General features: G+C 46.0%; 26 protein-coding genes. 12 read left to right on the top strand and 14 right to left on the bottom strand.

What is annotated here, in order from left to right; all coding sequences use genetic code 11:
- Window positions 1–7 precede the first annotated feature (7 nt).
- From ACFO0S_RS02475 to ACFO0S_RS02455, 5 genes are all read right to left on the bottom strand, one after another.
- On the bottom strand, window positions 8–787 hold the full coding sequence (locus ACFO0S_RS02475) for a transporter substrate-binding domain-containing protein (protein WP_378139812.1): 780 nt from the start codon (window positions 785–787) through the stop codon (window positions 8–10).
- Between the two features lie 162 nt (window positions 788–949).
- The gene (locus tag ACFO0S_RS02470) at window positions 950–2,113 is read right to left on the bottom strand and encodes a M20 family metallopeptidase (protein ID WP_378139810.1); all 1,164 of its coding nucleotides are present in this window, start codon (window positions 2,111–2,113) and stop codon (window positions 950–952) included.
- 71 nt (window positions 2,114–2,184) lie between these two features.
- Window positions 2,185–3,141 (bottom strand): 2-hydroxyacid dehydrogenase, encoded by a 957-nt coding sequence (locus tag ACFO0S_RS02465; protein WP_378139808.1) that lies wholly within the window; start codon window positions 3,139–3,141, stop codon window positions 2,185–2,187.
- A 106-nt stretch (window positions 3,142–3,247) separates the two neighbouring features.
- Window positions 3,248–4,060 (bottom strand): adenosylmethionine decarboxylase, encoded by an 813-nt coding sequence (gene speD, locus ACFO0S_RS02460; protein ID WP_378139806.1) that lies wholly within the window; start codon window positions 4,058–4,060, stop codon window positions 3,248–3,250.
- Between the two features lie 145 nt (window positions 4,061–4,205).
- Entirely contained in the window at window positions 4,206–4,844 is a 639-nt protein-coding gene (locus ACFO0S_RS02455; protein ID WP_378139804.1) for an FMN-dependent NADH-azoreductase, read from the bottom strand.
- Between the two features lie 139 nt (window positions 4,845–4,983).
- On the opposite strand from ACFO0S_RS02455, the gene ACFO0S_RS02450 reads away from it, so the two are divergent.
- From ACFO0S_RS02450 to ACFO0S_RS02440, 3 genes are all read left to right on the top strand, one after another.
- Entirely contained in the window at window positions 4,984–5,304 is a 321-nt protein-coding gene (locus ACFO0S_RS02450; protein WP_378139802.1) for a DUF3870 domain-containing protein, read from the top strand.
- Window positions 5,305–5,534: 230 nt separating this feature from the next.
- On the top strand, window positions 5,535–6,668 hold the full coding sequence (locus ACFO0S_RS02445; RefSeq protein WP_378139800.1) for a CaiB/BaiF CoA transferase family protein: 1,134 nt from the start codon (window positions 5,535–5,537) through the stop codon (window positions 6,666–6,668).
- A 2-nt stretch (window positions 6,669–6,670) separates the two neighbouring features.
- Entirely contained in the window at window positions 6,671–7,864 is a 1,194-nt protein-coding gene (locus ACFO0S_RS02440) for an acyl-CoA dehydrogenase family protein (protein ID WP_378139798.1), read from the top strand.
- A gap of 408 nt (window positions 7,865–8,272) precedes the next feature.
- Here ACFO0S_RS02440 and ACFO0S_RS02435 read toward each other — a convergent pair whose 3' ends face one another.
- Window positions 8,273–9,334 (bottom strand): LLM class flavin-dependent oxidoreductase, encoded by a 1,062-nt coding sequence (locus ACFO0S_RS02435; protein ID WP_378139796.1) that lies wholly within the window; start codon window positions 9,332–9,334, stop codon window positions 8,273–8,275.
- 453 nt (window positions 9,335–9,787) lie between these two features.
- On the opposite strand from ACFO0S_RS02435, the gene ACFO0S_RS02430 reads away from it, so the two are divergent.
- Complete coding sequence (locus ACFO0S_RS02430; RefSeq protein WP_378139794.1) at window positions 9,788–9,970, top strand: hypothetical protein; 183 nt, start codon at window positions 9,788–9,790, stop codon at window positions 9,968–9,970.
- A gap of 23 nt (window positions 9,971–9,993) precedes the next feature.
- Here ACFO0S_RS02430 and ACFO0S_RS02425 read toward each other — a convergent pair whose 3' ends face one another.
- From ACFO0S_RS02425 to ACFO0S_RS02415, 3 genes are all read right to left on the bottom strand, one after another.
- Window positions 9,994–10,503, bottom strand: a complete 510-nt coding sequence (locus ACFO0S_RS02425; protein ID WP_378139792.1) for an SRPBCC family protein — start codon at window positions 10,501–10,503, stop codon at window positions 9,994–9,996.
- An 89-nt stretch (window positions 10,504–10,592) separates the two neighbouring features.
- Window positions 10,593–11,792 carry an iron-containing alcohol dehydrogenase gene (locus ACFO0S_RS02420; RefSeq protein ID WP_378139790.1) on the bottom strand — a complete coding sequence of 400 codons (1,200 nt, stop codon included), beginning with the start codon at window positions 11,790–11,792 and terminating at the stop codon, window positions 10,593–10,595.
- Between the two features lie 373 nt (window positions 11,793–12,165).
- A complete protein-coding gene (locus tag ACFO0S_RS02415) occupies window positions 12,166–12,843 on the bottom strand; it encodes a histidine kinase (protein ID WP_378139788.1) in 678 nt (225 codons plus the stop codon).
- Between the two features lie 176 nt (window positions 12,844–13,019).
- On the opposite strand from ACFO0S_RS02415, the gene ACFO0S_RS02410 reads away from it, so the two are divergent.
- Genes ACFO0S_RS02410 through ACFO0S_RS02380 form a run of 7 tightly spaced genes read left to right on the top strand, consistent with a single transcriptional unit; the run spans window position 13,020 to window position 18,777 of the window.
- Window positions 13,020–15,413: a Na+/H+ antiporter subunit A gene (locus tag ACFO0S_RS02410; RefSeq protein ID WP_378139786.1), complete on the top strand. Its 2,394-nt coding sequence runs from the start codon at window positions 13,020–13,022 to the stop codon at window positions 15,411–15,413.
- Complete coding sequence (locus tag ACFO0S_RS02405; protein WP_378139784.1) at window positions 15,400–15,837, top strand: Na(+)/H(+) antiporter subunit B; 438 nt, start codon at window positions 15,400–15,402, stop codon at window positions 15,835–15,837. The genes ACFO0S_RS02410 and ACFO0S_RS02405 overlap by 14 nt, the downstream gene beginning before the upstream one ends.
- Window positions 15,825–16,166 carry a Na(+)/H(+) antiporter subunit C gene (locus tag ACFO0S_RS02400; RefSeq protein ID WP_378139782.1) on the top strand — a complete coding sequence of 114 codons (342 nt, stop codon included), beginning with the start codon at window positions 15,825–15,827 and terminating at the stop codon, window positions 16,164–16,166. The genes ACFO0S_RS02405 and ACFO0S_RS02400 overlap by 13 nt, the downstream gene beginning before the upstream one ends.
- Entirely contained in the window at window positions 16,156–17,634 is a 1,479-nt protein-coding gene (locus ACFO0S_RS02395) for a Na+/H+ antiporter subunit D (RefSeq protein ID WP_378139780.1), read from the top strand. The genes ACFO0S_RS02400 and ACFO0S_RS02395 overlap by 11 nt, the downstream gene beginning before the upstream one ends.
- Before the next feature lie 24 nt (window positions 17,635–17,658).
- Window positions 17,659–18,144 (top strand): Na+/H+ antiporter subunit E, encoded by a 486-nt coding sequence (locus tag ACFO0S_RS02390; RefSeq protein WP_378139778.1) that lies wholly within the window; start codon window positions 17,659–17,661, stop codon window positions 18,142–18,144.
- Window positions 18,141–18,425, top strand: a complete 285-nt coding sequence (locus ACFO0S_RS02385; RefSeq protein WP_378139776.1) for a Na(+)/H(+) antiporter subunit F1 — start codon at window positions 18,141–18,143, stop codon at window positions 18,423–18,425. The genes ACFO0S_RS02390 and ACFO0S_RS02385 overlap by 4 nt, the downstream gene beginning before the upstream one ends.
- Window positions 18,409–18,777 carry a Na+/H+ antiporter subunit G gene (locus ACFO0S_RS02380; RefSeq protein WP_378139774.1) on the top strand — a complete coding sequence of 123 codons (369 nt, stop codon included), beginning with the start codon at window positions 18,409–18,411 and terminating at the stop codon, window positions 18,775–18,777. Before ACFO0S_RS02385 ends, ACFO0S_RS02380 begins: the two co-directional genes overlap by 17 nt.
- A 326-nt stretch (window positions 18,778–19,103) precedes the next feature.
- Here ACFO0S_RS02380 and ACFO0S_RS02375 read toward each other — a convergent pair whose 3' ends face one another.
- The 4 genes from ACFO0S_RS02375 to ACFO0S_RS02360 form a co-directional block, all read right to left on the bottom strand.
- Window positions 19,104–19,454 carry a YolD-like family protein gene (locus ACFO0S_RS02375; RefSeq protein ID WP_378139772.1) on the bottom strand — a complete coding sequence of 117 codons (351 nt, stop codon included), beginning with the start codon at window positions 19,452–19,454 and terminating at the stop codon, window positions 19,104–19,106.
- Window positions 19,455–19,552: 98 nt separating this feature from the next.
- The gene (locus tag ACFO0S_RS02370; protein WP_378140398.1) at window positions 19,553–19,825 is read right to left on the bottom strand and encodes a potassium transporter TrkG; all 273 of its coding nucleotides are present in this window, start codon (window positions 19,823–19,825) and stop codon (window positions 19,553–19,555) included.
- Between the two features lie 12 nt (window positions 19,826–19,837).
- The gene (locus ACFO0S_RS02365) at window positions 19,838–20,167 is read right to left on the bottom strand and encodes a potassium transporter TrkG (protein ID WP_378139770.1); all 330 of its coding nucleotides are present in this window, start codon (window positions 20,165–20,167) and stop codon (window positions 19,838–19,840) included.
- Window positions 20,168–20,191: 24 nt separating this feature from the next.
- Window positions 20,192–20,848, bottom strand: coding sequence for a potassium channel family protein (locus tag ACFO0S_RS02360; RefSeq protein WP_378139768.1), 657 nt, complete (start codon window positions 20,846–20,848; stop codon window positions 20,192–20,194).
- A gap of 128 nt (window positions 20,849–20,976) precedes the next feature.
- Here ACFO0S_RS02360 and ACFO0S_RS02355 point away from each other — a divergent pair, with 128 nt between their 5' ends.
- Window positions 20,977–22,146, top strand: a complete 1,170-nt coding sequence (locus ACFO0S_RS02355; protein ID WP_378139766.1) for a pyridoxal phosphate-dependent aminotransferase — start codon at window positions 20,977–20,979, stop codon at window positions 22,144–22,146.
- Window positions 22,147–22,319: 173 nt separating this feature from the next.
- On the opposite strand, the gene ACFO0S_RS02350 is transcribed toward ACFO0S_RS02355, so the two are convergent.
- Complete coding sequence (locus ACFO0S_RS02350) at window positions 22,320–22,790, bottom strand: hypothetical protein (protein WP_378139764.1); 471 nt, start codon at window positions 22,788–22,790, stop codon at window positions 22,320–22,322.
- Between the last annotated feature and the right edge of the window lie 71 nt (window positions 22,791–22,861).

Here is a 22,861-nt window from a genome sequence, read left to right as displayed (position 1 = left end):
CTCCCTTCTATTCTTCTAATTCCCATTTTTCTTTTAATTCTTGTAGCGTACCGTTTTCTTCAAGAGTAGCAAGTGCTGCATTGAACTCTTCCACAAGGTCGCTGCCTTTCGGGAAAGCTGCCGCCATTCCTGGGGATGCCGTTGTTGGATCATCAAATCCCGCAAGGTCTTGTTCCGCTTGGTAGCCAGCTCCAACAGCTTTGTCGATATAGATGGCATCTACACGTTTCGATAACAATTCTTGCACCATGATCGAAGAGCTATCGATTGGCTTGATTTCAAAGCCGTATTCCTCTTGAAGTTTACGTGCCCCTTGTTCTTGGATGGTTCCTAACTGAACACCTAGTGTCTTGCCGTCTAAATCCTCGATGCTTTCAATCCCTGCATCTTGAAGAGATAAAAACATCTCACCTGAACGGTGGTATTCTGTAGAGAAATCTACATTTTCTTTACGCTCGTCTGTTGCTGACATGCCGGACATAACAAAATCAATGCGGTCAGATTGAAGTGCACCGATGAGTCCGTCAAACTTCATATCTTTTACTTCGATTTCATACCCAAGTTCTTCTCCAATTGCTTTTGCTAGGTCAATATCAAATCCGATAATTTCACCGGATGGGTCCACCGATTCAAATGGTGGGAAATCTGCTGATGTTCCCATTGACAATGTCTTTGTTCCTTCCGTACCTTCGCCTTCAGAAGCTGTCTGACCTTCTTCTGAGGAACCACAAGCTGCTAACATCAGGACAACAAGTCCTGCTAAAAGTGCGAACCAAATTTTCTTCATGTGTATGCATCTCCTTTATTCATCCGAATGTATATTTAATCGAGTAAATGAATATTAACACGGTATTTTGTATTTGTATACAGTTTTATTGAAGTTTTATAATTCCGACTATTGAGTTTGAAAAAAGCTCCAGTACGGGCGATGTACTGGAGTTACTTGTGATTATTTTGAAAGCTGTTCAAATTCTTCTTTGACTGAAGTCAACAGTTCTTCATCGGTTAATAAGTCATACCCTGTCATCGCCATAGCTAGCGCACCTTGACCGAGGATTCGGTGAGAGTTCTCAGTGATGGTAAGGTCTGCAAGTTCTTGCGTATGGAAGACAAGGCCTGGTGAATCTAATCCGATGTATGGATGAATGGAAGGACACATTTGACTCACGTTCCCCATATCGAGTGACCCATACGACTCTTTAGCCGGATGAACCACCTCCGTTCCAGCGGCTTTTAAATTTTCAGTGAAGCGCTTGGATAAGGTTTGATTTGTCAACATATTGTCGTAACTTAATTCATAATTATGCATAGAAAGGGTGGCACCTGTCATCGATGCTGCACCGTGTGCAATGCTTTTTACTTTCTCGACTACTTCATTTAGATAGGCTCGGTCTGCGGCACGTACGTAGAACTGGGCAGAAGCGGAACCAGGAACGACATTTGCCGCATTTCCGCCATCAGTGATGATCCCGTGGATCCGCACATCGGAACGTACGTGTTGGCGAAGTGCATTGATCCCATTGAATAATTGAATGACGGCATCAAGCGCGTTGATGCCTTTTTCTGGTGAAGCGGCCGCGTGACTTGTTTTCCCTTTGTAGTCAAACTGGATGGCATCCATTGCGAGTGAATCTCCACTTTCGTAGGACTCATCCGCTGGGTGAAGCATCATCGCTGCATCCACATCCGCAAAGATTCCCTGTTCCGCCATATCAACTTTCGCACCGTTCGTCTCTTCTGCAGGAGTACCGAGTACATACACTTTTCCACCGGTATCCGCGAGTACTTTTGATAATAAGACGCCCGCGCCGACACCCATCGTCCCGATCATGTTATGTCCACAGCCGTGACCAATTTCCGGCAGAGCGTCATATTCGGATAGAAAAGCAATCGTCGGTCCCGGAATGCCACTATCGTATGTCGCCTTAAAGGAAGTAGGGCGTCCCACAATTCCCTTTTCAACTTGGAAATCGTGGCGGGCAAGGTAATCCGTCAACAACTCCATCGATTCATGTTCTTCGTCTCCGAGTTCCGGATGATGGTAAAGGTGATCGCTCATTTGCCATAGGTCTTGCTGAATTTCTTCTACATAACGTTCCAGTTGTTCTTTCATTTAGAAATCTTCCTTTCTGTGTTCAATCCATGCCGCTACTATAATGGAATTCAAAATGATACGCAATAGGATTAATTCACAGGGGTCTCAGGCTCTTTGCCGTCAAGTACGGCGAGAAGATTGCGTACAGTTAGGTTTGCCATCTCCATGCGCGTGGCGAGCGTCGAGCTTCCGATATGCGGAGCGACCTCTACATTCGGTAACGTGAGAAGCGGGTGGTCTGTTGGCACGGGTTCCTTTTCAAATACATCCAGAGCTGCAGCCGCTAGTTTTCCATTCTTGAGTGCTTCATACAAAGCAGCTTCATCCACAAGACCGCCACGCGCCGTGTTGACGAGGATGGCATCCGATTTCATGAGAGCCAACTCTTCTTCCCCAATCAGATATTTGAGTTCCGGTGCGAATGGCAGCATGATCACAAGGAAGTCTGCTTGCTTCAAGACATCTTCGAACTCTTGATACGTAGCTCCAATTTCCACTTCCGCTTCTGGTTTCTTCGAACGATTCCAGTAGATGACGTTCATATCGAAACCTTTCGCTCGGCGTGCGACCGCTTGACCGATGCGACCAAACCCTAAAATTCCAATCGTTGCCCCACTGAGCTCTTTTCCAGCAAGCTGCAACAGCGACCACGACTTCCAGTTCCCTTCCCGTACTTCTGCGCTTGCTGCACTCAACTTCCGAGCCGCTGCTAGAAGAAGAGCAAATGTTAGATCAGCCGTCGCATTCGTTAATACGTCCGGTGTATTCGTCACGCGAACGCCACGCGTTGTTGCTTCTTTTACATCAATATTATTAATGCCTACCGCCAGCTGACTGATGACTTTTAAATGTGGAGCGGACGCAAGCACTTCCGCGTCTAGTTGGTCCGATAAAACACTAATGATCCCGTCTGCTTCTTTGATGGCATCCATCAGTTCCCCTTTGGTCATCGCCTGCTCTTCTGAGTGCCATTCTGAATAATCGACTTGTTGCTTAAGTTTATCCGATACTTCTTGAGGTAGCTTTCGTGTTGCGAATACATTCACTGATTTTCATCCCTTCCACATCTATTTTAGTTAGCATACCAAACTTCTTGAACTAGAGACAATGAAACATGAATAAACCGGACTCCATAAAGGAATCCGGTGTCGTTTATTTCTTTACAATATTTTTGCCGTAGAAGATTTCATCCATTTCCATCTTCAATTGCGCTTCGATTTTCTGTTGTTCTTCCGGCGTTAAGTCTTCTTTCTTCTTCCCGAACAGGTAATTGTTCAAGTCAAAGTCTTTCAGCTTTGCCTTCGTGTGGAAAATATTTTCCTGAAAGATGTTCACGTCAATCATGTTAAACTGATCCTGCACGTCTTCTGGGATATAGTTTTGGATCGAATTGATCTCGTGATCGATAAATAGTTTGTGACCAGTCTTGTCGCGTGTGAATCCACGTACACGGTAGTCAATCGTCATAATATCCGTATCAAACGAGTGGATCAAATAGTTCAGTGCTTTCAGTGGTGATATTTCCCCACATGTGGATACATCGATATCCGCACGGAACGTACTGATCCCTTCATTCGGGTGATATTCTGGGTACGTATGCACCGTGACGTGAGACTTATCTAAGTGCATCACGACCGTTTCCGGAATAGGACCTGGCGATTCGTCAAATTGCTCTTTTGGAGCAGATTCCACTGGCCCTTCCGAAACGAGCATCGTCACACTTGCACCTTGCGGAATATAATCTTGTTTCGCGACGTTCAATACGTGCGCACCAATGATTTCGGTTACTTTTGTCAAAATGGTCGTTAGACGGTCTGCGTTATATTGTTCATCGATATACTGAATGTAACGTTCACGTTCTTCTTTCGTGCCCGTGTAGCAGATATCGTACATATTAAAACTTAATGATTTCGTCAAATTGTTGAATTCATGCAGCTCAATGCGCTGCTCGGGAGTTAACGACACATTTCCTCATCCCTTCACGTAAAAAAATAAACTTCGGTTACAACTATACCTTTACCCCTTATATTTGACAAGCAAACGGGGAGTGGACAGGGCTTTCGAAGCAAAAAAAGAGAGAAGGACTCTGCCTTCTCACCTATATCTATAATTACGCGTATTGTGCAACGAGCTTCTGAGCTACTTCCTGAACACGCTGAATTCCTGCTTCCACAATCGCTTCTGCTTGTTGTGGGTTGGCATTGTGACCTTCAATAATCACGTTTTCGATGATTTGCATACCGAACACGCCATGGAAGACATTTTGCATATAGTTATATGACATTTCCATAGGCACCATCTCTGGTGCAGAATATAAGCCACCACGTGCATTCAAAAGAATGACTTTCTTTTCAGGCATCAATTGCACTAAGTTACCTTGTGCGTCATATTTGAATGTAAAGCCTACAGAGTAGACGTAATCAATGAACGTCTGAAGTGCCGCTGGAATCGTTAAGTTCCATAATGGGAAAGCGAACACAAGAATGTCCGCTTCCTTTACTGCGTCCATTGCTTTTTGCTTCGCAGCCATGATACGGCGCTCCACGTCTGACAATTCTTCTTCATTTTGCATCTTACCGAAAGCATTGAAAAGATCTTGGCCGAAATACGGCATATCCTCTTCAAATACATCAAATACGCGTACGTTCATGTCTGTGTTCCCTTTTACTGTTTCCATGAACGTGTTATACATTTTAGTTGAAATCCCATCCGGGCGATTATTTGCTTTTACGACTAATACGTTGGTCATATTGGTTCCTCCTTGTTGTCTTAGCTAACTGCCTAAAAGAAGCAGAAAGGTCATCCTATCACGAACATCATTCGAATTCAAGACATCTGCTCTCTCCAATTTGCTATACTGGAGAAAATGTGAGAAAGAGGAATTTGCCATGAAAACTGTCTTTATCGCAGGACATGCTCGATTACCAGCCGGAATGGCGGCCCAGAACCTTTATGAAACCTTGACCATCACAGCGGAAATCGACCGGAAATACAGTGTCATCGTCGCTGCTTCCTGTACTCTGGCTACCCAGCACGGACAAGATTTTGTTCACCAGCTTCTCCGAGGTTATAGCCTACGAGATGGCATCGACGAGCCCCTTCAAGCGATTCAAACGCATTATCTAGGTAAAGCTGGAAGTGCGTTGCAATCCGCCCTTCGCGATCTATACAAACAATACGACGCACAACGCACAAAATTGTCAGAGTAGTTCGTAAATACAGTTTACACGATGTCTTTTTTTCGATACAGTGGAGATAAGGAACGCTGAGACACTTGCCGTGTCCGTCCACGATTCCTGCACCAACTACACAACGAAACTGCCGAATCTGACAACCATTCTTAGCCGAATGCTTTTCTCAGACCATCCGCCAGTCCCATCTCTTGAATTCGTCAAGGGTATTTGGGCTGGCTTTTTTTATGGCAAGAAAGGAGAAATAGATGACAGGAGCGTTATCAGGGATTCGAATTCTCGACCTCAGTCGTGTCCTCGCGGGACCCTATTGCTCGATGATCCTAGGTGACTTGGGAGCAGAAGTCATCAAAGTAGAAGCACCCGGAGGTTCGGACGAGACACGCAACTGGGGACCGCCTTTCCAAGAAGGTGTCAGCGCGTACTACTTGAGTGCGAACCGGAATAAGGAGAGCATCACACTCGACTTACGCCACGCGGAGGATCGCCACGCCTTTCTCAAGCTGGTGGAAGAAAGTGACGTCGTGTTGCATAACTTTAAAACGGGGACGATGGAGAAGCTTGGACTTGGGTACGACGAATTGCGCTTGGTTAATCCAGGTATCGTCTACTGTGGGATTACCGGGTTTGGGGAGACCGGGCCACTGAAAGACCTTCCTGGGTACGATTTCATCTTGCAAGGAATGAGTGGCTTGATGCAGATCACCGGTACCCCGGAATCGGGACCTCAAAAAGTAGGTGTCGCCATCGTTGACATCTTGACAGGGCTGTACGCATGCATCGGCATTCAAGCGGCACTCCTGGAGCGAGGCGCGTCCGGAGAAGGCCAAAAACTCGACCTCTCCCTCTACGACTGCGCCGTCAGTAGCCTCGTCAATATTGGCAGCAACTACCTGATGACTGGAAAAGAGCCCGTTCGTCGCGGCAACACCCATGCGCAAATTGCACCGTACCAGACGTTCCGGACGAAAGATAGCCAAGTGATTCTCGCCGTAGGCACGAACACGCAGTTTGACGTGTTGTGCCAGTTGATCGGTTGGGACCCTCCCGCTAGCTTCGCAACAAATGCCGGACGCGTGGCACACAGAGAGACATTGACGTCTATGCTTGAACTGTATTTACACGAACGAACAACTGCGGAATGGGTCGAAGCAATGCGAACTGCCGGCATCCCGTGTGGTCCGATTCACACGTTTGAGGAATTGACGCGAGACCCACAACTCGAACACCGCAACATGTGGATTAGCGGAGAACATCCGGTTGCAGGACCTATTCGTATGATTGGGAGTCCGTTGAAACTGTCACGAACACCGGTCACCTATCGCCTCATCCCGCCTGAACCCGGACAACACCAAACCAAATGGATCAAAAGGAGCGAATGATAATGAACTTTCATTTCACTGAAGAACAAACGATGCTACGCAAGACAGTACGAGACTTTGTCGATAAAGAAATCATGCCAAACATTCGGGACTGGGACCGCAACGGAAAGTTTGACCCTGTCATCTATAAACGTTTAGCAGAACTCGGTCTGATGGGCGTCTGCATTCCTGAAAAATACGGCGGTAGTGGCATGGATTACAATTCCCTCGCTATCGTGTGCGAAGAGCTTGAACGTGGCGATACGGCCTTCCGTACAGCAGTGTCTGTACACACAGGCCTAAATAGTATGACGCTGCTTCAATGGGGAACGGAAGAACAAAAAGAAAAATACCTCGTCCCGCAAGCAAAAGGTGACAAAATTGGTGCCTTCGGATTAACAGAACCCGCTGCCGGTTCAGATGTAGCCGCTCTTCAAACAACAGCGAAATTAGATGGCGACCACTATGTACTAAACGGCCAAAAAGCATGGATCTCACTATGCGATATTGCCGACAACTTCTTGATTTTTGCGTATACCGGAAGTAAAGAAGACAAGCACAAAGCCATCTCCGCTTTCATCGTTGAACGCTCATGGGAAGGCTTTTCTTCTCAAGCGGTGAAAGGCAAACTTGGGATTCGTGCAGGCAACACAGGCGAACTGTTCTTCGAAGACGTCAAGGTGCCGAAAGAGAACTTGCTCGGAAAAGAAGGCGAAGGGTTTAAAATTGCGATGGCCGCTCTCGATAACGGCCGCTTCACAGTTGCAGCAGGCGCGGTCGGCTTGATTCAAGCATGTCTAGAAGTCAGCACAGAGTACTGTCACACGCGCGAGACCTTCGGCAAACCGATTGGCCGCCACCAACTCGTGCAGCAGATGCTGGCAAACATGGAAGCGGGCTATCAGATGAGTCGTTTACTTGTCTACCGCGCAGGTCAACTGAAAAACGAAGGCAAACGCAACACGCGCGAAACCTCGCTTGCCAAGTGGCAGGCGTGCGACTTCGCCAACAAAGCAGCCGACGACGCCGTGCAAATCTTCGGCGCAAACGGCTACTCCGACGAATATCCGGTCGAGCGCTTCCTTCGCAACTCCAAAGCACCGGTCATCTACGAAGGCACCCGCGAAATCCACACGGTCATGCAAGCCGAGTATGTGCTCGGGTACCGGGAGGATAAAGTGTTGTCGAGTATGTTGCCTGGGTGGGAGACAAATTAGATGTGAAGAACACTCGTTCAGAAACAAAAACAGAAGTTCTTGAAGTGCCCGCAGCTTTGGCTGCGGGATTTTTTCATAGGAAGGGTTTAGCTAATAAGCAGTTGACGATTTGAGTAGATGGAGAGTCGTTGTGGGACAAACCAATGTGCTTCCGAGGCAAATCAAGGTGTTTACGAGACAAATGGAAGATTCCGAGTCATTCACAGTGCTTTTCGAGACAAATGGAGCGGCTTTTGGGGCGAACCAAAGCGTTTGCGAGACAAATGGAAGGTTTCGAGTCATTCACAGTGCTTTTCGAGACAAATGGAGCGGCTTTTGGGGCGAACCAAAGCGTTTGCGAGACATTCGGACGCGGAGACACTCTGGCCACAGCAAAACCCGCCTTTCCCAAAGGAAAGGCGGGCCCATTTAGGCTTGTTGCGTATACTTTCGGATGGCCGGTAAAATTTCGGAACCAATCAACTCGATGTTGCGCTCTAGTTGATCAAACGGCACGCCGCCGAAATCCATCTGCGCGATGTAGCGCTGATGACCGAACAGTTCGTGCTGGTATAAGATCTTTTCAATCACTTGTTGCGGACTGCCGACGTTCAACACATCGCGTGGATCCTGTGCACTTTGTTCAAATGCAAACTTTGGATACCCACGCCCATTGCTCTTCATCATCCCTTTATCGACATATGTGTGATAAGTATCGATGGCTTCTTGAGAAGTAGGCGCTGTGAAGAACATGCCTGCTGTCGCAATCGGTAACTCGTCCGGATTATGTCCGGCACGTCGCGCGGATTCACGGTACGCTTCGACCGAATAGTGGAAGTTTTCCGCTTGTCCACCAAGCATCGCAAGCATCATCGGCACGCCCGCATTACCTGCTTTAATCGCACTCGCTGGAGGGCCACCAACTGCACGCCAGATCGGCAACTTCCCTTCAACCGGACGCGGCAATACTTCTGCATCGTTCAAAGGTGAGCGGAACCGACCGTCCCATGTGATGCGTTCCTTCTCATTAATCTGAAGCAACAAATCAAATTTTTCTTCATATAATTCTTCATAATACCGGATATCATAACCAAGTAACTCAAACAAACCGACACGAGAAGCACGTCCTGCCACAATTTCCGCACGCCCTCCTGAAATTAAATCGATGGTTGCGAAATTTTCATAGACACGAACAGGATCCGACGTACTGACAATGGTTGAGGAGCTTCCAATCTTAATCTTCTCTGTCGCTTGCGCAATTGCAGCGAGAACAACGGCATGTGCTTGCGTCGCAAAATACTCTTGATGGCTTTCTCCGACACTAAAAAAGTCCATGCCGGCCTGTTCCGCAAGCTGGGCGAGTCGAATGATTTCCTGAATACGCTGCTGAGCAGAGATGCGGTCTCCTGTATGTGGGTTGGGCATATGGTCACCCAGTGTATAGAGTCCAAACTCTAATCCTTTTTTCTGGTCGAAACGATACTTTTCCATCTGGCAACTTCCTTCCTGACATCTACCTATTTTTCAGTATACGCAGGTTATAGAATGGTACAAAATCAAAACACTTCGATTTCAAGATTTTCAGACTTTTGACGGAATTACATAGATCCTATTATATACAACCCGACTACAATGAAAACAATCAGGCCCAGTGGAACACCAATCCATAGAACCCATCTACGCTTTTACTTCTCTTTCACTTCAAACTCTTTGAGTGACATGGACGTCCGTATTCCTCCAGCATTTACACGGTTCCATTCATCACTTAACGCCAGTTCATCTTTCATCCAACTACCTTTCAGCTCGCAAGGAGTTCGGTCAGATGAATTTGTTCCCCGGCCAATACAGGTGAGAAAGCTTAGAACTTCAAAGCAGGCATGCGAAGTTTCACTTTTCTCCCTGCTCCCCTATCTGCTACACTAAAATGAAGAAGGAGGCATTTTCATGAAAATCTTTCAATACCTCGCCATGTTTATAGCAGCGACGCTCTTTTTATATATCTATCCACAAGTCATGCCCAACGAAGGCCCTGTATGGAGTGTCTTGTACTATGTAATCGGACTACCCGGCATCATCTTTCTCATCTACGGTGTCCAGCAAGTTTTTAAACGGGCGCAAGGTGAATAAAAAACCGTTTCCTCAAGCAGAAATTAACCTGCACAGGAAACGGTTTTTTTGTATGTAGGGAACTGTGTATAGCCAAGTGAATACTCCGGTTTTTCCAGTTCATTTTGTAATCGGTTTAAAATGCCTGCCCATGCGAGGTCATGCCAGTCGTACGCCGCGTCCCACACTTCCTCTTCCCTAAACCCATCGTGAAAAATCTTCACACAAGTCGTGGAATCCGACATTTTTTTCATCCGGATAGTGACCGTCGTTTGATACGAAGGCTGATTCATCAAATCCGTAAACTGATTCGGACCTTTCCATGTCACCGTTAATTCTTCCTGCGGCAGAAAACGGAGAATACGACAACCCTCTGTATTTCTATATAGAGAATTTCCGGAAACAAAAAACAATTCATACCGTCCTCCTAGAGATGGGTCAATAAACGCTTTGGGCGCAAACCATTTCTCTACTTGAGAAGCGTCTGTCCAAAGTGCCCAAGTATGTTCGAGTGATGCATTGATTTGCAATTGCTTACAAATAACACGTGTCATGACTTCCCCTCCTTACAATTGGTTATTTCCTAGTATATACCAAATTATATGAATTCCACAATAGGAAATAAAAGGGGAAATGTAAAGAATTATCTCATGACTTCATGGTACAGTTGTTCAAATTGTTTCTTACTCATAATCACAGGAACCGGATACAATGGGTTGGCTTCTTTATAGGCCTTTTTTGCCATCTCTTTGATATCCTTTTCGTTAATCCCGTCAATCTGTTCCGGGATCTGCATATCTTCATTCATCTTCTCAATTGCTTCGATAAATGCTTCGGTTCTCTCTGCAATGGTTTTCCCTTCTATCAACAATCCTGCAGCTTCCGCGAGCTCTGCCAGTCTTGGGGCGGCTGTGTTTCCATAAAAACGTAATAGCTTTGGTAATAGCACTGCATTCGCTAAACCATGTGGCACATTATAATAGCCGCCTAATGTGTGGGCAATGGCATGAACATTTCCGACATAGGCACGTGTGAATGCAAGACCTGCAAGGTACGATGCTTTCTGCATGGCTTTTCGTGCTTCGAGGTCTTTGCCATCCTCATACGCAACCTGCAACCACTGAAAGATGAGCGCGACAGCTTCTTTACTATAAGCTTCTGTTTCCGCCGTATTGCTCCCTCCGATAAAGGCCTCTACTGCATGCGTCAATGCATCCATCCCTGTGGTGGCTGTCAAAGGAGCAGGCAACCCTACAGTTAGAAGGGGATCTAAAACGGCCACGTCTGGAATGAGAACAGTGTCGTTGACCGCATATTTTTCTTGCGCTTCCGGGTTGGAGATTACAGCGGCAACGGTTCCTTCACTGCCTGTTCCTGCCGTGGTCGGAATCGCCATAAGAAACGGCGTCGGCTTTCGGACTTTCAATTGCCCTTTCATGTCCGGAATCAGTTTATTCGGTTGAGCGACGCGTGCTGCTACGCCTTTAGCACAATCAATAACAGACCCTCCACCAAAAGCAACGATGGCTTGGCACTGCTGCGACCTGTAGAGTTCGAAGGCCTGTTCAATATTTGTGATGGTCGGATTCGGAATCGTTTGGTCATAAATCACGGCCTTGATTCGCTCTTTTACAGCTGCTTCTATAAAGGAGTGATACAAACCCCTATCGGTCATTGTCACATCTGTGACAAGTAAGAATTTTGTGATGTGTCGTTGCTTCAACTCACTTACACTTTCTATAACACTGCCTTCCCCTGCAACAAGGAGTGGTGTACGCCACGGAAGTACTTTTGACACACCTCGGTAAATCGCTTGATACGTTCGGGCATATAATTTATTCATCGTTGTTCCTCTTTTCAAATCATAGTCTCTTTCTCTCATTCGACATAGGCGAAAAGACTTCCTGCTCATTGACATTTGACCACTTTTCGCGTATGATATATTTTGCGATGAGCTGCTCTGTGTAAGTCGAACAGACACTCCTTCGGGAACACGTTGTGGAGCGTGGTCTGGCTCGCCTCAGATGAGAGACCGGCAATATGGCCGGTCCCGCCCCTTTCCTTTTGGAAAGGGGCTTTTTATATAGCAACCGAAATATCGATTAAAGAAGAAGCGCTCGCAGACCTTATGAACGTTTAGGTTTATTTCCTTATAGGATGAAACATCTCGACCAACAAAAAAACGCACCGTCTTCGTAAAGGAAGACGCGGTGCGTTTATTTTTCTTCAATACATGATTTAATTTTTTCTGGTTGGTCAATTTTCCCGTCATGAACGGTCACTTGGCGCAGTTCATGATCATCCATGAATTTAAAGATGCCATTGTTAAAGTCCGTTCCAATTTCCTTAAAGAAAATCCCTTCCATCTTACACTCTTTACGTTGTGTAAAACTAAGAGCGTATCCTTCGCCGTCTTTCACGACATAACAACGAACACCTCGTTCAAACAATTCGTCTTCAGATGCACGAATCGTACGAGACACCGACACGACGTGCAGATCAACGAATGGAATCTCACGAAGCAACAAGTTAATGAATGACCCCTTCGTGATTTCTTCCCAGCGGCTTCTTGCCGTCTGACCAATAATGATCTGCGTCACATCTAATTGATTGGACACTTCCGCAATGACTTTTGCAGAAGAGCGTTTCTCATTGTCACGAATAATGAACTCTTGTGCCCCAAGTTCTTCCGTCAGTTCTTTCCAACGTTCTATATAGGCGGTCTTATCCGCATCAAACTCATCAAAAGGTACAGCATCTACTGTAAGAATATATAACGGACAGCCCAGCATGCTTGACAGCTGATGGCCGCGGCGAATCAATCGCTCCCCGTTCGGACCGTAAAACACACATACTAAAATACTTTCATCCATTTTCCCGCGGATTAATCCCATTTCTGGTCCCTCCATCTTTTCATTGCCGTGGCTTATTGTTTAAAACTACAAAATTATAGCCCATACTAAATTCTTTTGCAACAGCTAGTATCATTTTACTCTTTGATGATTTCCCTGTATGATTAAATAGAATGCCTGAAACCCTTGGGCATCAGCCTGTTTGTAGGAGGAATTTTATGCTTTTTCTTTCTATCTTGTTGCCCTTTCTGGCCGCAGTCGGCATTGCAATAGCTTCACATTCTTTACGACGCTTCAATTTAGGTTGGCTTGTTCTTAGCATACCTCTCATCCTCTTTGGATATTTCGCTAGTCATATACCACGAATCGCCTCAGGTGAAACGCTAACATTTCTAATGCCTTGGATTCCTACGTATGGCATTGACTTTTCCTTTATTTTAGACGGATTAAGTCTTGTTTTTGTTCTATTGATTTCAGGGGTCGGTTCCCTTGTTATCTTGTACTCCATCTACTATTTATCTCCAACAGACTCCTTGCCGCACTTTTATACATATCTCATGCTGTTTATGGGAGCCATGTTAGGGGTCGTATTATCCGATAATCTGATTGTGCTTTACGTTTTCTGGGAATTAACGAGTATTTCATCCTTCCTACTCATCGCCTTCTGGTTCCACCGGAAAAATTCGCGAAACGGCGCTCAAAAATCATTACTGATCACGATGTTTGGTGGATTTAGTATGCTGGCGGGTTTTATTATGGTGCATTTGATGACCGATTCCTTCAGCATCCGTGAAATCTTGACGACTCTTCCGGAAGTGTCCAATCACCTGTTGTTTTATCCAGCAATGGCCTGTATCTTGCTTGGGGCTTTCACGAAGTCGGCCCAGTTCCCGTTCCACATCTGGTTGCCGGATGCCATGGAAGCACCAACGCCAATCAGTGCCTACCTGCACTCTGCCACAATGGTCAAGGCAGGTATCTACTTAGTTGCACGACTGACGCCTGGATTTGGCGGAGACGTCTATTGGTTCTGGGTTATTACGATTATTGGACTCACCACCCTGTTCTGGGGATCATTTAACGCTGTTCGTCAGAATGACTTAAAAGCGCTACTTGCTTTTTCGACAATCAGTCAGCTCGGTCTCATCATGACGCTGCTTGGTATCGGTTCCGTCAGTCTTCACGCAGGTGTAGCCGATCCAGAACTCTACGCACTGGCGCTTTTTGCAGCACTGTTCCATCTTGTCAACCACTCAACCTTTAAAGGCTCTCTGTTCATGGTCGTCGGAATCATTGACCATCAAGTTGGAACCCGTGACTTACGTCGTCTGGGTGGCTTACTCAAATTCTTGCCGATCACCTTTGTTCTTGCCGTTATCGGTAGTTTCTCGATGGCCGGCCTTCCGCTTCTGAACGGTTTCTTAAGTAAAGAGATGTTCTTCACAGCCGTCCTTTCTGTAAGAGAACTCGAGTTGTTTTCTGCTGCTTCCATGGGATGGATAATTGTAACGGTTGCTTGGGTTGCCAGTCTATTTACGTTTGTCTATAGCCTAATTTTAGTCTTCCGTACATTTACCGGTGCCGTGAAGGCAGAAATTGATGAACGCCCACCGGTCGAAGCACCGATTGGCATGTTGATTTCACCGATTATCCTTGCCGTACTCGTTGTCGGCTTATTCTTCTTCCCGAACCTCCTGGGGAATGCTATCTTGCAGCCTGCACTGGGCACGATGATCGAGGGAGGTGCGGAACTTGCACCGCGTATTTATGCATGGCATGGATTTAACGCGGAACTATGGATGACGATTGGCATCATCTTGGCCGGAAGTCTCGCTTATTATTTGTTGAAAAAATGGCGCCCGTATTATCAATACCTTCCGTCCACCTGGTCGTTCAACAATTTGTTTTTATGGTCGTTGAGAACATATGAAGGTATGGCCACAAATGTGACACACCGGTACATGAATGGAAACTTACCAAGTTATTTCGCCTACATTTTTACGTTCTTCATTCTTTTGGTCGGTGGCATATGGCTCACCGTAGGACCGATTGCTATCTCGTTCTCGGGTGATGCGGAAATCTCGCTTTATGAAACTCTGCTCGCCATCACGATGGCGATGGCGGCGATGGCGATTCTATTTGCCCAATCGCGACTCACTGCAATTTTGTTAAACGGCGTCATCGGTTTCTCTATTGCGATTTTCTTTGTCTTTTTCCGTGCGCCGGACCTTGCTCTGACGCAACTCGTCATCGAGGCCGTGACGACCATTCTGTTCCTTGTATGCTTTAACTATCTACCAGAGTGGAAGCCAGAAACCCTGTCCATCCGGAAAAAGGTGCGGAATGGTTTGATTGCATTTGGTGGCGGACTGATGGTCATCATTATCGGCCTCGCAGTCAATAGCTACAACCAGTTCGACAGCATCTCTTCGTATTATGAAGATTCGTATGAGTTAGCTGGCGGACGAAACATCGTCAACGCCATCCTCGGTGACTTCCGCGCATTTGATACAATGCTCGAAGGTCTGGTGTTGTTCATTGCAGGAATCGGCGTCTTCACCTTGATTCGTATGCGTCAAAAGAAAGGGGCTGAACCGCGTGAAGATCAATGATGTCATTTTAAAAACCGTTGTCAAAGCGGTCGTCTTGATTATTTTGACGTTCAGTATTTACCTTTTCTTATCAGGACACCACACACCAGGTGGCGGATTTATAGGCGGTCTCGTAATGGCATCCGCGTTTGTGTTGTTATTCTTAACGTATGATGTGGAGACCGTCAGTGAAGGGATTCCAATTTCGTTTAAAAAGTTGTCGGCGATCGGTGTGCTCATTTCCACAAGCAGTGCCGTTCTACCGATTTTCTTCGGACAACCTTTTTTGAATCAGAGCTTCGGCTACTTTGACTTACCGATTTTCGGAAAGACCGAACTCGCCACGGTGACGATTTTTGAAGCAGGCATTGCTTTGACGGTTGTTGGCGTTGTCGTGAACATTATTTTAAGTATTAGTGAGGGGTCAAATAAATGGAAAGCTTAATTATCATCCTTGTCGGCATTTTGACCTCCGTTGCCATTTATCTGTTACTCAGTAAAAATTTGATTCGTATCATCTTAGGGACTGCGATTCTGTCTCACGCTGTGCATCTCTTGATTCTGACAATGGGCGGACTGAAAACAGGAACCGTTCCCCTTCTCGGAGAAGAAGCGGACAGTTACATTGATGCCCTTCCTCAGGCACTTATTTTAACGGCGATTGTTATCAGTTTTGCGGTGACGGCCTTTATCTTAGTGCTCGCTTACCGCGTGTATCAAGAACACGGGACGGATCGCTTGGATGAATTAAGGGGGTCCGAAGATGAGCAATAGTCTCGCATTTTTCATGGCACTGCCGATTCTCGTCGGTGTCACATTGATTTTCTACCGTGAGCACCCGAAACTGCAGGCTTGGGTCAGTATCGGCGCACTTAGTGGATTATTTGGACTCGGCGTCTATCTTCTTCAGTACGTTCAGTCCCATACCATCATCCGCCTAGATTTTGGTGGATGGGAGCCACCATTCGGTATTTTATTTGTAGCAGATACACTTGCACTGTTGCTGTCGCTTACGACACTTTTTGTCACCATCATTTGTTTGCTGTATCTCGCATTATCTCCACGAGAGAAGATGACCAACTATTATTTTTATCCCCTCGTCCTCTTTTTGAATGCGGGGATTATTGGATCTTATATGACCGGAGATATCTTTAATCTCTTTGTTTGTTTTGAAGTGATGCTTTTATCTTCTTATGTGTTGATCACACTCGGGGGCAATCGCTTTCAGCTTCGTGAAGCCATAAAGTACGTGGCCATCAATATCGTGTCCTCCTGGTTCTTCCTTATCGGAATTGCCTACTTATACGGTTCACTCGGCACGTTGAATATGGCACATATCGCAGAGCGCGTGGCTGAAGCTGGCCCCACCCCTCTACTCACTGTGGTTAGTCTTGTCTTTTTAATAGTGTTTAGTTTGAAAGCAGGTTTACTTCTGTATTTTTGGTTGCCTGGCTCATATAGTTCCACACCTACTGTCACATCGGCTCTTTTTGGCGCTCTTCTGACAAAAGTCGGCGTTTATGCGCTCTTCCGCATGTTCACGCTTATATTTAATGATGGTGAAATGATTCCTATGATTTTATCCGTTATGGCGGCGTTGACACTCATTGGAGGCAGTCTTGGAGCCGTTGCTTATACGGATATCCGGAAAATTGCGGCCTACCAAGTCGTGATTGCTGTCGGCTTCATGCTGGCTGGTCTTGCCATCGGTAACGAATTGGCGATAGAAGGAACGATTTATTACATCTTGCATGACATGTTTGCGAAAGCCCTCTTGTTCTTGTTAATTGGAACGATGATCTATGTCACCAATAAGGTTCACATCCATGAGATGAGTGGTTTACTCAAGAACTATCCGGTCCTCGGCTGGTCATTCTTCATCGTCATCTTATCGCTTGCAGGAATTCCACCGTTTAGTGGATTCTTAGGCAAAGTATTGGTAATTGAAGGAGCAATCGCCAACGGTTCCTATGTACTAATGGTTCTTGCCTTATTTTCTGGTCTGGCCGTCCTTTACTCTCTGCTACGCATCTTTAGTCAGTGCTTCTGGGGAGAGACGATCATCAGTGCGGACGAGCAACGTCCCCTTCCTGCCATGCGCTTAGCACCTATTGTGATGCTTTCTGCCATTACACTGTTGTTAGGACTCGGCAGCGAAATGCTTGCTCCTTACATACAGGCTGCAGCGACTTTACTCGATCCATCCATTTATATTAAGGCGGTCCTAGGAAATGGCTCGTAATCTTTTAGAAAGGCGTGATGAGAAATGCCCGCTCAATTTTTACTCAACTTAACGATTGCGGCACTTTGGACGTTTCTGATGGATGAAGATGCCTTTTACTTCCCTACTTTTTTTGCGGGATATCTCATTGGGGCTGTCATCATCTTTTTGATGCACCGTTTCTTCGGAAGTAAATTCTATTTGATTCGTGTCTATTCGACCCTCAAATTGTTGTTCATTTTCTTTTCAGAATTATTTCAGTCCAGCATCTTGGTGCTGAAACAGATCTTAAGCCCGTCTCTTTCCATCAAGCCTGGAATTTTCACGTACACTCACAACATGGAAGGAGATTACGAACTCACGGCACTGGCACTTTTGCTCACATTGACCCCAGGATCTGTCGTAATGGAAGTCTCCCCCGATGGAAAGACGTTCTTTATTCATGCCATGGATATGGAAGTCTCGCGGGATTTAGTCATCAAATCGATTCAAACATTTGAGAAAGCGATTATGGAGGTGACTCGACCATGATCGACTTTTTACTCGTGGCGTCCCTCTTCTTATTTACAATCGCTATTTTCATTGCGCTTTATCGCATTATCCGTGGGCCGTCAATGCCGGACCGAGTGGTTGCCTTAGATATGATTGGCGTCAATTTGATTTCACTTGTTGCCGTGTTTTCGGTTTTCCTACGTACCCACGCGTATTTAGAAGTTATTTTAATTGTGGGAATTTTAGCCTTTATTAGTACCGTGGGTCTGGCTCGCTATGTAGAGAGAGGAGAGATTGTCGAACATGAGCACGACGATTGAAACACTTAGTGTCATCTTGATTTTTCTCGGCAGTATCATGGCGGTGATTAGTGCATTTGGCATTCTTCGGTTACCCGATGTCTATACACGTTCCCATGCAGCTACTAAGAGTTCGACGCTTGCTGTATTGCTGTCGCTTATCGGCGCGTTCATCTTCTTTTGGGCCACTGAAGCGTTCATTAGCATTCGCTTGTTGCTCGGTATCGTTTTTGTCTTTTTGACAGCCCCGGTGGCAGGTCATATCATTATTCGGGCAGCCTATCGTTCGAACGTGAAACTTTCGGATTCTTCGACAGAAGATGCCTTGGGTGATTTTCTCCGAGAGCTTTCGGGTCAATCTCGCAAATCGTAATATGCAAAACACCTTCGCTCCTTGAACAGGAGGAAGGTGTTTTTTTGGTTCTGGAGCAGGTGGCTTTACATCTAGGAGTTATCGAGTTGCACCACCTAGAAACACACTCCAAAATCATTCGCACCCGTAGAGGCAACGAACGCCTCTTCGGGCACGCCTGATTTTCTCGGAGTTTCTGGAACAGGTGGCTTCACATCTAGGAGTTATCGAGTTGCGCAGGCTTGAAATCCATGCTAAATGCCATCGCGTCCATGGAGGCAAAGGACGCCTCCTTGTCCACGCTGTCATTTAACCGAATTTCAGAACGAGCCTGCTCCACATCTAGTTTAGTCAATGATAGAGATGTCGATGATGCAGTCTAGCGGGTAGGCCGTCGTGTCAAAGGGGTCTTCGACGTAGAGCCGTCGGCGATTTGTGTCGACCTTTGTGATTTTGCCACCGCGCGTCAAGATGTCTCCCTCATACCAATACTTCAATTTGATTTCCGCTCGTTGGGCGAGCGCCAAACCAATGGATTCTTCGAGTTGACGTAGATCCCATTCGTCCAGAACCGGTTTTTTGACTTTGCCGTCATTCGCTATATAGTCACGAATGATAGCCACATGCTCGGGCAGCATCATGGCGGTCCACTTGATTCTTCCCCGATCGCGAATGCGGGAAGGGTCCGGTCTTTCCATCAGCGTCACCTCCTCCTGTATTCCCTTTCAGTATAGAACAAATGTTCTTATTTCAACAATCTTTATTTTTTTCCATTTAAAAAACTCTCACCGTTTTATCAGTAAGAGTTTAAGCTAAATTCATAACAGTGATATACCTGATTATGGGCGTACCGGTAATGGCGGTTCTTTGGTTTAACTAACAAAAAGAAGAGGGTGAGCGGCCCTAGTCGTCCGATAAACATCGTAAGACAAATCAAAAACTTTCCTATATCACTAAGCTCTGCCGTAACCCCCATAGAATGTCCGACCGTCCCGAAAGCGGAAAAGACTTCAAACAAGAGCGAGAGAAAGGGGATTTTCTCGGTAATCGTCATGAAACATAGCCAAATAAGCGGCTTCCCCTAGTGGATACCTGTCGGCCCAGTGAAAGGTAAGTAAGAGACCAGCACAGCAACCGAAAAGGTCATTAGGCCGATGCCACCAAACTGAATCAACACCATCAATACCATTTCTCCAAAAACGGTGAAAGTGCTGGCTGTGTCGGACACTCCGAGTCCTGTTACAGTTGTTGCAGATGCCGCAAAAAATAATGCGTCTATCCACTCTATATCTCCTTCATGAGCGATGGGTAAACTTAATAAAATCGTTCCAATCATAATCATCAGAAAAAAACTCAATGCAATGACGGCAGGTGGTGAATAAGCCCTCCAATTAAAAAATCTCCAAAACATCGTTTTCGCCTTCTTTATCCAGAATTACGAGCCCTGTGTATCGAAACGTTCAATATCTTCGTTTTTGCCAATGACCACCAATAAATCTTCTTCTTTAATTTGCTCATCTTCCGAAAAGCTGAGTATCGTTTCTTGGCCTCTCTGCAGGGCAACAAAGTTCACATTGAATTTTCGCTGCAAATCAAGTTCCGACAAACGTTTCCCAATCAAACGGTCCGTCACACGAATTTCAGCAATACTAAATGAACTCGACAGTTCAATAAAATCGATAATTTTAGACGAGTGTAAATTGTGGGTAATCCGGCGTGCCATATCACGCTCTGGATGGATGACGCGGTCTGCTCCAATCTTTTCTAAGATTTTTCCGTGATTTTCATCATGGGCTTTCGACCACACCTTTGGAACACCTAACTCCTTAAGTACCATAGTAGTCAGCACGCTTGACTGAATATCCTCACCGAATGAAACAAATGCGTGGTCGATGTTCCGCACACCCAGGGCACGTAATGCCTTCTCATCATAGCCACTTGCCACTACTGCGTGTGTAGCATAATTGCTGTAGTAATCGACTTTTTCCGGATCTATATCAACGGCCAGGACTTCCTGATCCATCGCCACAAGTTCTTTCACCAAGCTACCGCCAAATCTCCCAAGCCCAAATACTGCAAACGTACTGTCCATTTACTTCATCCCCTTATTTGAATAGAGCTACATTACTCCTGCCACAAAAAGTTGTCAATAGGACTTTACAAGCGGTTCAAATCACGTTACGCTTTGCCATAATACAACCAGATAGGCAGGCGAAACCCATGAAGTTTTCCAAACGACTAGAACAGCTCCCTGAGCAATTTTTTGCTCGTCTTGTCGCTCAAGTAGCAGCGGCTGTAAACGAAGGCAGAGATGTCATTAATCTTGGGCAAGGCAACCCAGACCAGCCCACTCCTCAGCACATCATTGAAGCTCTTCACGAGGCTTCCGATGATCCATCTACTCACAAATATTCCCCATTCCGGGGGATTCAATCGCTGCGCGAGGGTGCAGCAGACTTTTATTTGCGTGAATACAACGTTGAACTCGACCCGGAAACGGAAATCTCGATTTTATTTGGCTCCAAGGCCGGTCTTGTTGAACTGCCGATGGCGATGATGGACCCAGGTGATGTGTTGTTGCTCCCAGATCCAGGCTATCCTGATTACCTCTCTGCCCTTTCTCTTTCCGGTGCAGAAATGGCGACGATGCCACTCACACAAGAAAATGGATTTTTACCAGTATTCGACGACATTCCTGAAGACATACGAAAAAAAGCCGAGCTCATGTATTTGAATTACCCAAACAACCCAACTGGTGCGATGGCCGACGGGTCATTTTTTGAAGTAGCCATCGACTTTGCCAAAAAACATGATATCGCGATTTGTCATGACTTCGCTTATGGCGCACTTGGTTTTGACGGGAAACGTCCGGTTAGCTTCCTCCAACAAGAAGGCGCCAAAGATGTAGGCATTGAAATGTATACGTTATCGAAGACGTACAACATGGCAGGCTGGCGTGTCGGCTTTGCAGCCGGAAATGCACAAATGATTGCGGCACTGGACCGATTGCATGATCATATGTATTGTAGCCTGTTCCCTGCCGTTCAACGAGCAGCTGTGGAAGCACTGACAGGCCCTCAACATCACATTACAGAAGCGGTCGAACGATACAGTCAGCGCCGCACGCGTCTTGTTGAAGAATGTGCAAAAATAGGCTGGAAGATTGAAGCACCAGCAGGCTCTTTCTTTGCCTGGCTTCCTGTTCCCGAAGGCTTTACGAGTCAAGAGTTTGCAGATAAACTTCTCGCGGAAGTAGACGTTTCCGTTGCGCCAGGGAATGGCTTCGGTTCTCATGGAGAAGGCTATGTCCGTGTCGGACTTGTCGTTGAAGAAGAACGTATTGCGGAAGCGGTTCAGCGGATCGGAAAGCTAGGTTTGTTTCAAAACTAACTAACTTGTGGAAGTACCTTTTCTTTGTACGGGAAAGGTGCTTTTTACGTGGAGTTGTGGAATGGACCGGGTACAACCTTGAAATGAACCGGGCAGTTACAAGAAAAGGACCTCAGCTGCCCAACCCCTTGGTAAACAAAAAAAGCGTCGAGCAAAGACTTCGCTCGGACGCATTAGGCATATTTTTGCTCTGTACCAGACTGGGGTTTTACTTTCCAGTAGACTTGCACATCTTTATGGTCACCTGAAATTGTGTAGCACTCAAACAACACAGGTAATGGTTTATACATTTCCGTCATGATCCAATGAGACTTCATCATGCCATAAACGGATTCAAGCTCCACATTCTGGGCACCTACAAAATACGTGCCTCCTGGAAGTTCATGTAGCTCATAATCTTTGAATGGTGGGAAACGTGAGAAGACGGAATACCCAATGATCCATTCATCCCCGTCCAAACCTTTTTTGTTTGAAGGAAAAGCAATGATTTCTTCCGTTCCAGGTAACGTCAAATATCGTTGCAGTGAAACAAGGCGTTTCATTACCGATTTATTTAACTTAATTTGGTTTCGTTTTGCAGAGGGAATGGTCACAGAAATCCCAATCATGTAACTACGGTCGCGCTTAACTAACCGGGCCTGCATTCAATCACTCCTTTGTATCCACTTTTGTATCACGTGTATATTTTAACATAATCTGGCTAATACTTCACTTA

Source organism: Chryseomicrobium palamuruense (assembly GCF_042649045.1).
Taxonomy (GTDB): Bacteria; Bacillota; Bacilli; order Bacillales_A; family Planococcaceae; genus Chryseomicrobium; species Chryseomicrobium palamuruense.
This window is presented reverse-complemented; position numbering and strand designations above follow the sequence as displayed.

Bases quoted from the DNA above. Each gene is read 5' to 3' on its own strand.
- ACFO0S_RS02475 (WP_378139812.1), bottom strand. From the start codon at position 787: ATGAAGAAAATTTGGTTCGCACTTTTAGCAGGACTTGTTGTCCTGATG.
- ACFO0S_RS02470 (WP_378139810.1), bottom strand. From the start codon at position 2,113: ATGAAAGAACAACTGGAACGTTATGTAGAAGAAATTCAGCAAGACCTA.
- ACFO0S_RS02455 (WP_378139804.1), bottom strand. From the start codon at position 4,844: ATGACCAACGTATTAGTCGTAAAAGCAAATAATCGCCCGGATGGGATT.
- ACFO0S_RS02450 (WP_378139802.1), top strand. From the start codon at position 4,984: ATGAAAACTGTCTTTATCGCAGGACATGCTCGATTACCAGCCGGAATG.
- ACFO0S_RS02445 (WP_378139800.1), top strand. From the start codon at position 5,535: ATGACAGGAGCGTTATCAGGGATTCGAATTCTCGACCTCAGTCGTGTC.
- ACFO0S_RS02440 (WP_378139798.1), top strand. From the start codon at position 6,671: ATGAACTTTCATTTCACTGAAGAACAAACGATGCTACGCAAGACAGTA.
- ACFO0S_RS02435 (WP_378139796.1), bottom strand. From the start codon at position 9,334: ATGGAAAAGTATCGTTTCGACCAGAAAAAAGGATTAGAGTTTGGACTC.
- ACFO0S_RS02430 (WP_378139794.1), top strand. From the start codon at position 9,788: ATGAAAATCTTTCAATACCTCGCCATGTTTATAGCAGCGACGCTCTTT.
- ACFO0S_RS02425 (WP_378139792.1), bottom strand. From the start codon at position 10,503: ATGACACGTGTTATTTGTAAGCAATTGCAAATCAATGCATCACTCGAA.
- ACFO0S_RS02420 (WP_378139790.1), bottom strand. From the start codon at position 11,792: ATGAATAAATTATATGCCCGAACGTATCAAGCGATTTACCGAGGTGTG.
- ACFO0S_RS02415 (WP_378139788.1), bottom strand. From the start codon at position 12,843: ATGGGATTAATCCGCGGGAAAATGGATGAAAGTATTTTAGTATGTGTG.
- ACFO0S_RS02410 (WP_378139786.1), top strand. From the start codon at position 13,020: ATGCTTTTTCTTTCTATCTTGTTGCCCTTTCTGGCCGCAGTCGGCATT.
- ACFO0S_RS02400 (WP_378139782.1), top strand. From the start codon at position 15,825: ATGGAAAGCTTAATTATCATCCTTGTCGGCATTTTGACCTCCGTTGCC.
- ACFO0S_RS02395 (WP_378139780.1), top strand. From the start codon at position 16,156: ATGAGCAATAGTCTCGCATTTTTCATGGCACTGCCGATTCTCGTCGGT.
- ACFO0S_RS02390 (WP_378139778.1), top strand. From the start codon at position 17,659: ATGCCCGCTCAATTTTTACTCAACTTAACGATTGCGGCACTTTGGACG.
- ACFO0S_RS02385 (WP_378139776.1), top strand. From the start codon at position 18,141: ATGATCGACTTTTTACTCGTGGCGTCCCTCTTCTTATTTACAATCGCT.
- ACFO0S_RS02380 (WP_378139774.1), top strand. From the start codon at position 18,409: ATGAGCACGACGATTGAAACACTTAGTGTCATCTTGATTTTTCTCGGC.
- ACFO0S_RS02375 (WP_378139772.1), bottom strand. From the start codon at position 19,454: ATGGAAAGACCGGACCCTTCCCGCATTCGCGATCGGGGAAGAATCAAG.
- ACFO0S_RS02365 (WP_378139770.1), bottom strand. From the start codon at position 20,167: ATGTTTTGGAGATTTTTTAATTGGAGGGCTTATTCACCACCTGCCGTC.
- ACFO0S_RS02360 (WP_378139768.1), bottom strand. From the start codon at position 20,848: ATGGACAGTACGTTTGCAGTATTTGGGCTTGGGAGATTTGGCGGTAGC.
- ACFO0S_RS02355 (WP_378139766.1), top strand. From the start codon at position 20,977: ATGAAGTTTTCCAAACGACTAGAACAGCTCCCTGAGCAATTTTTTGCT.
- ACFO0S_RS02350 (WP_378139764.1), bottom strand. From the start codon at position 22,790: ATGCAGGCCCGGTTAGTTAAGCGCGACCGTAGTTACATGATTGGGATT.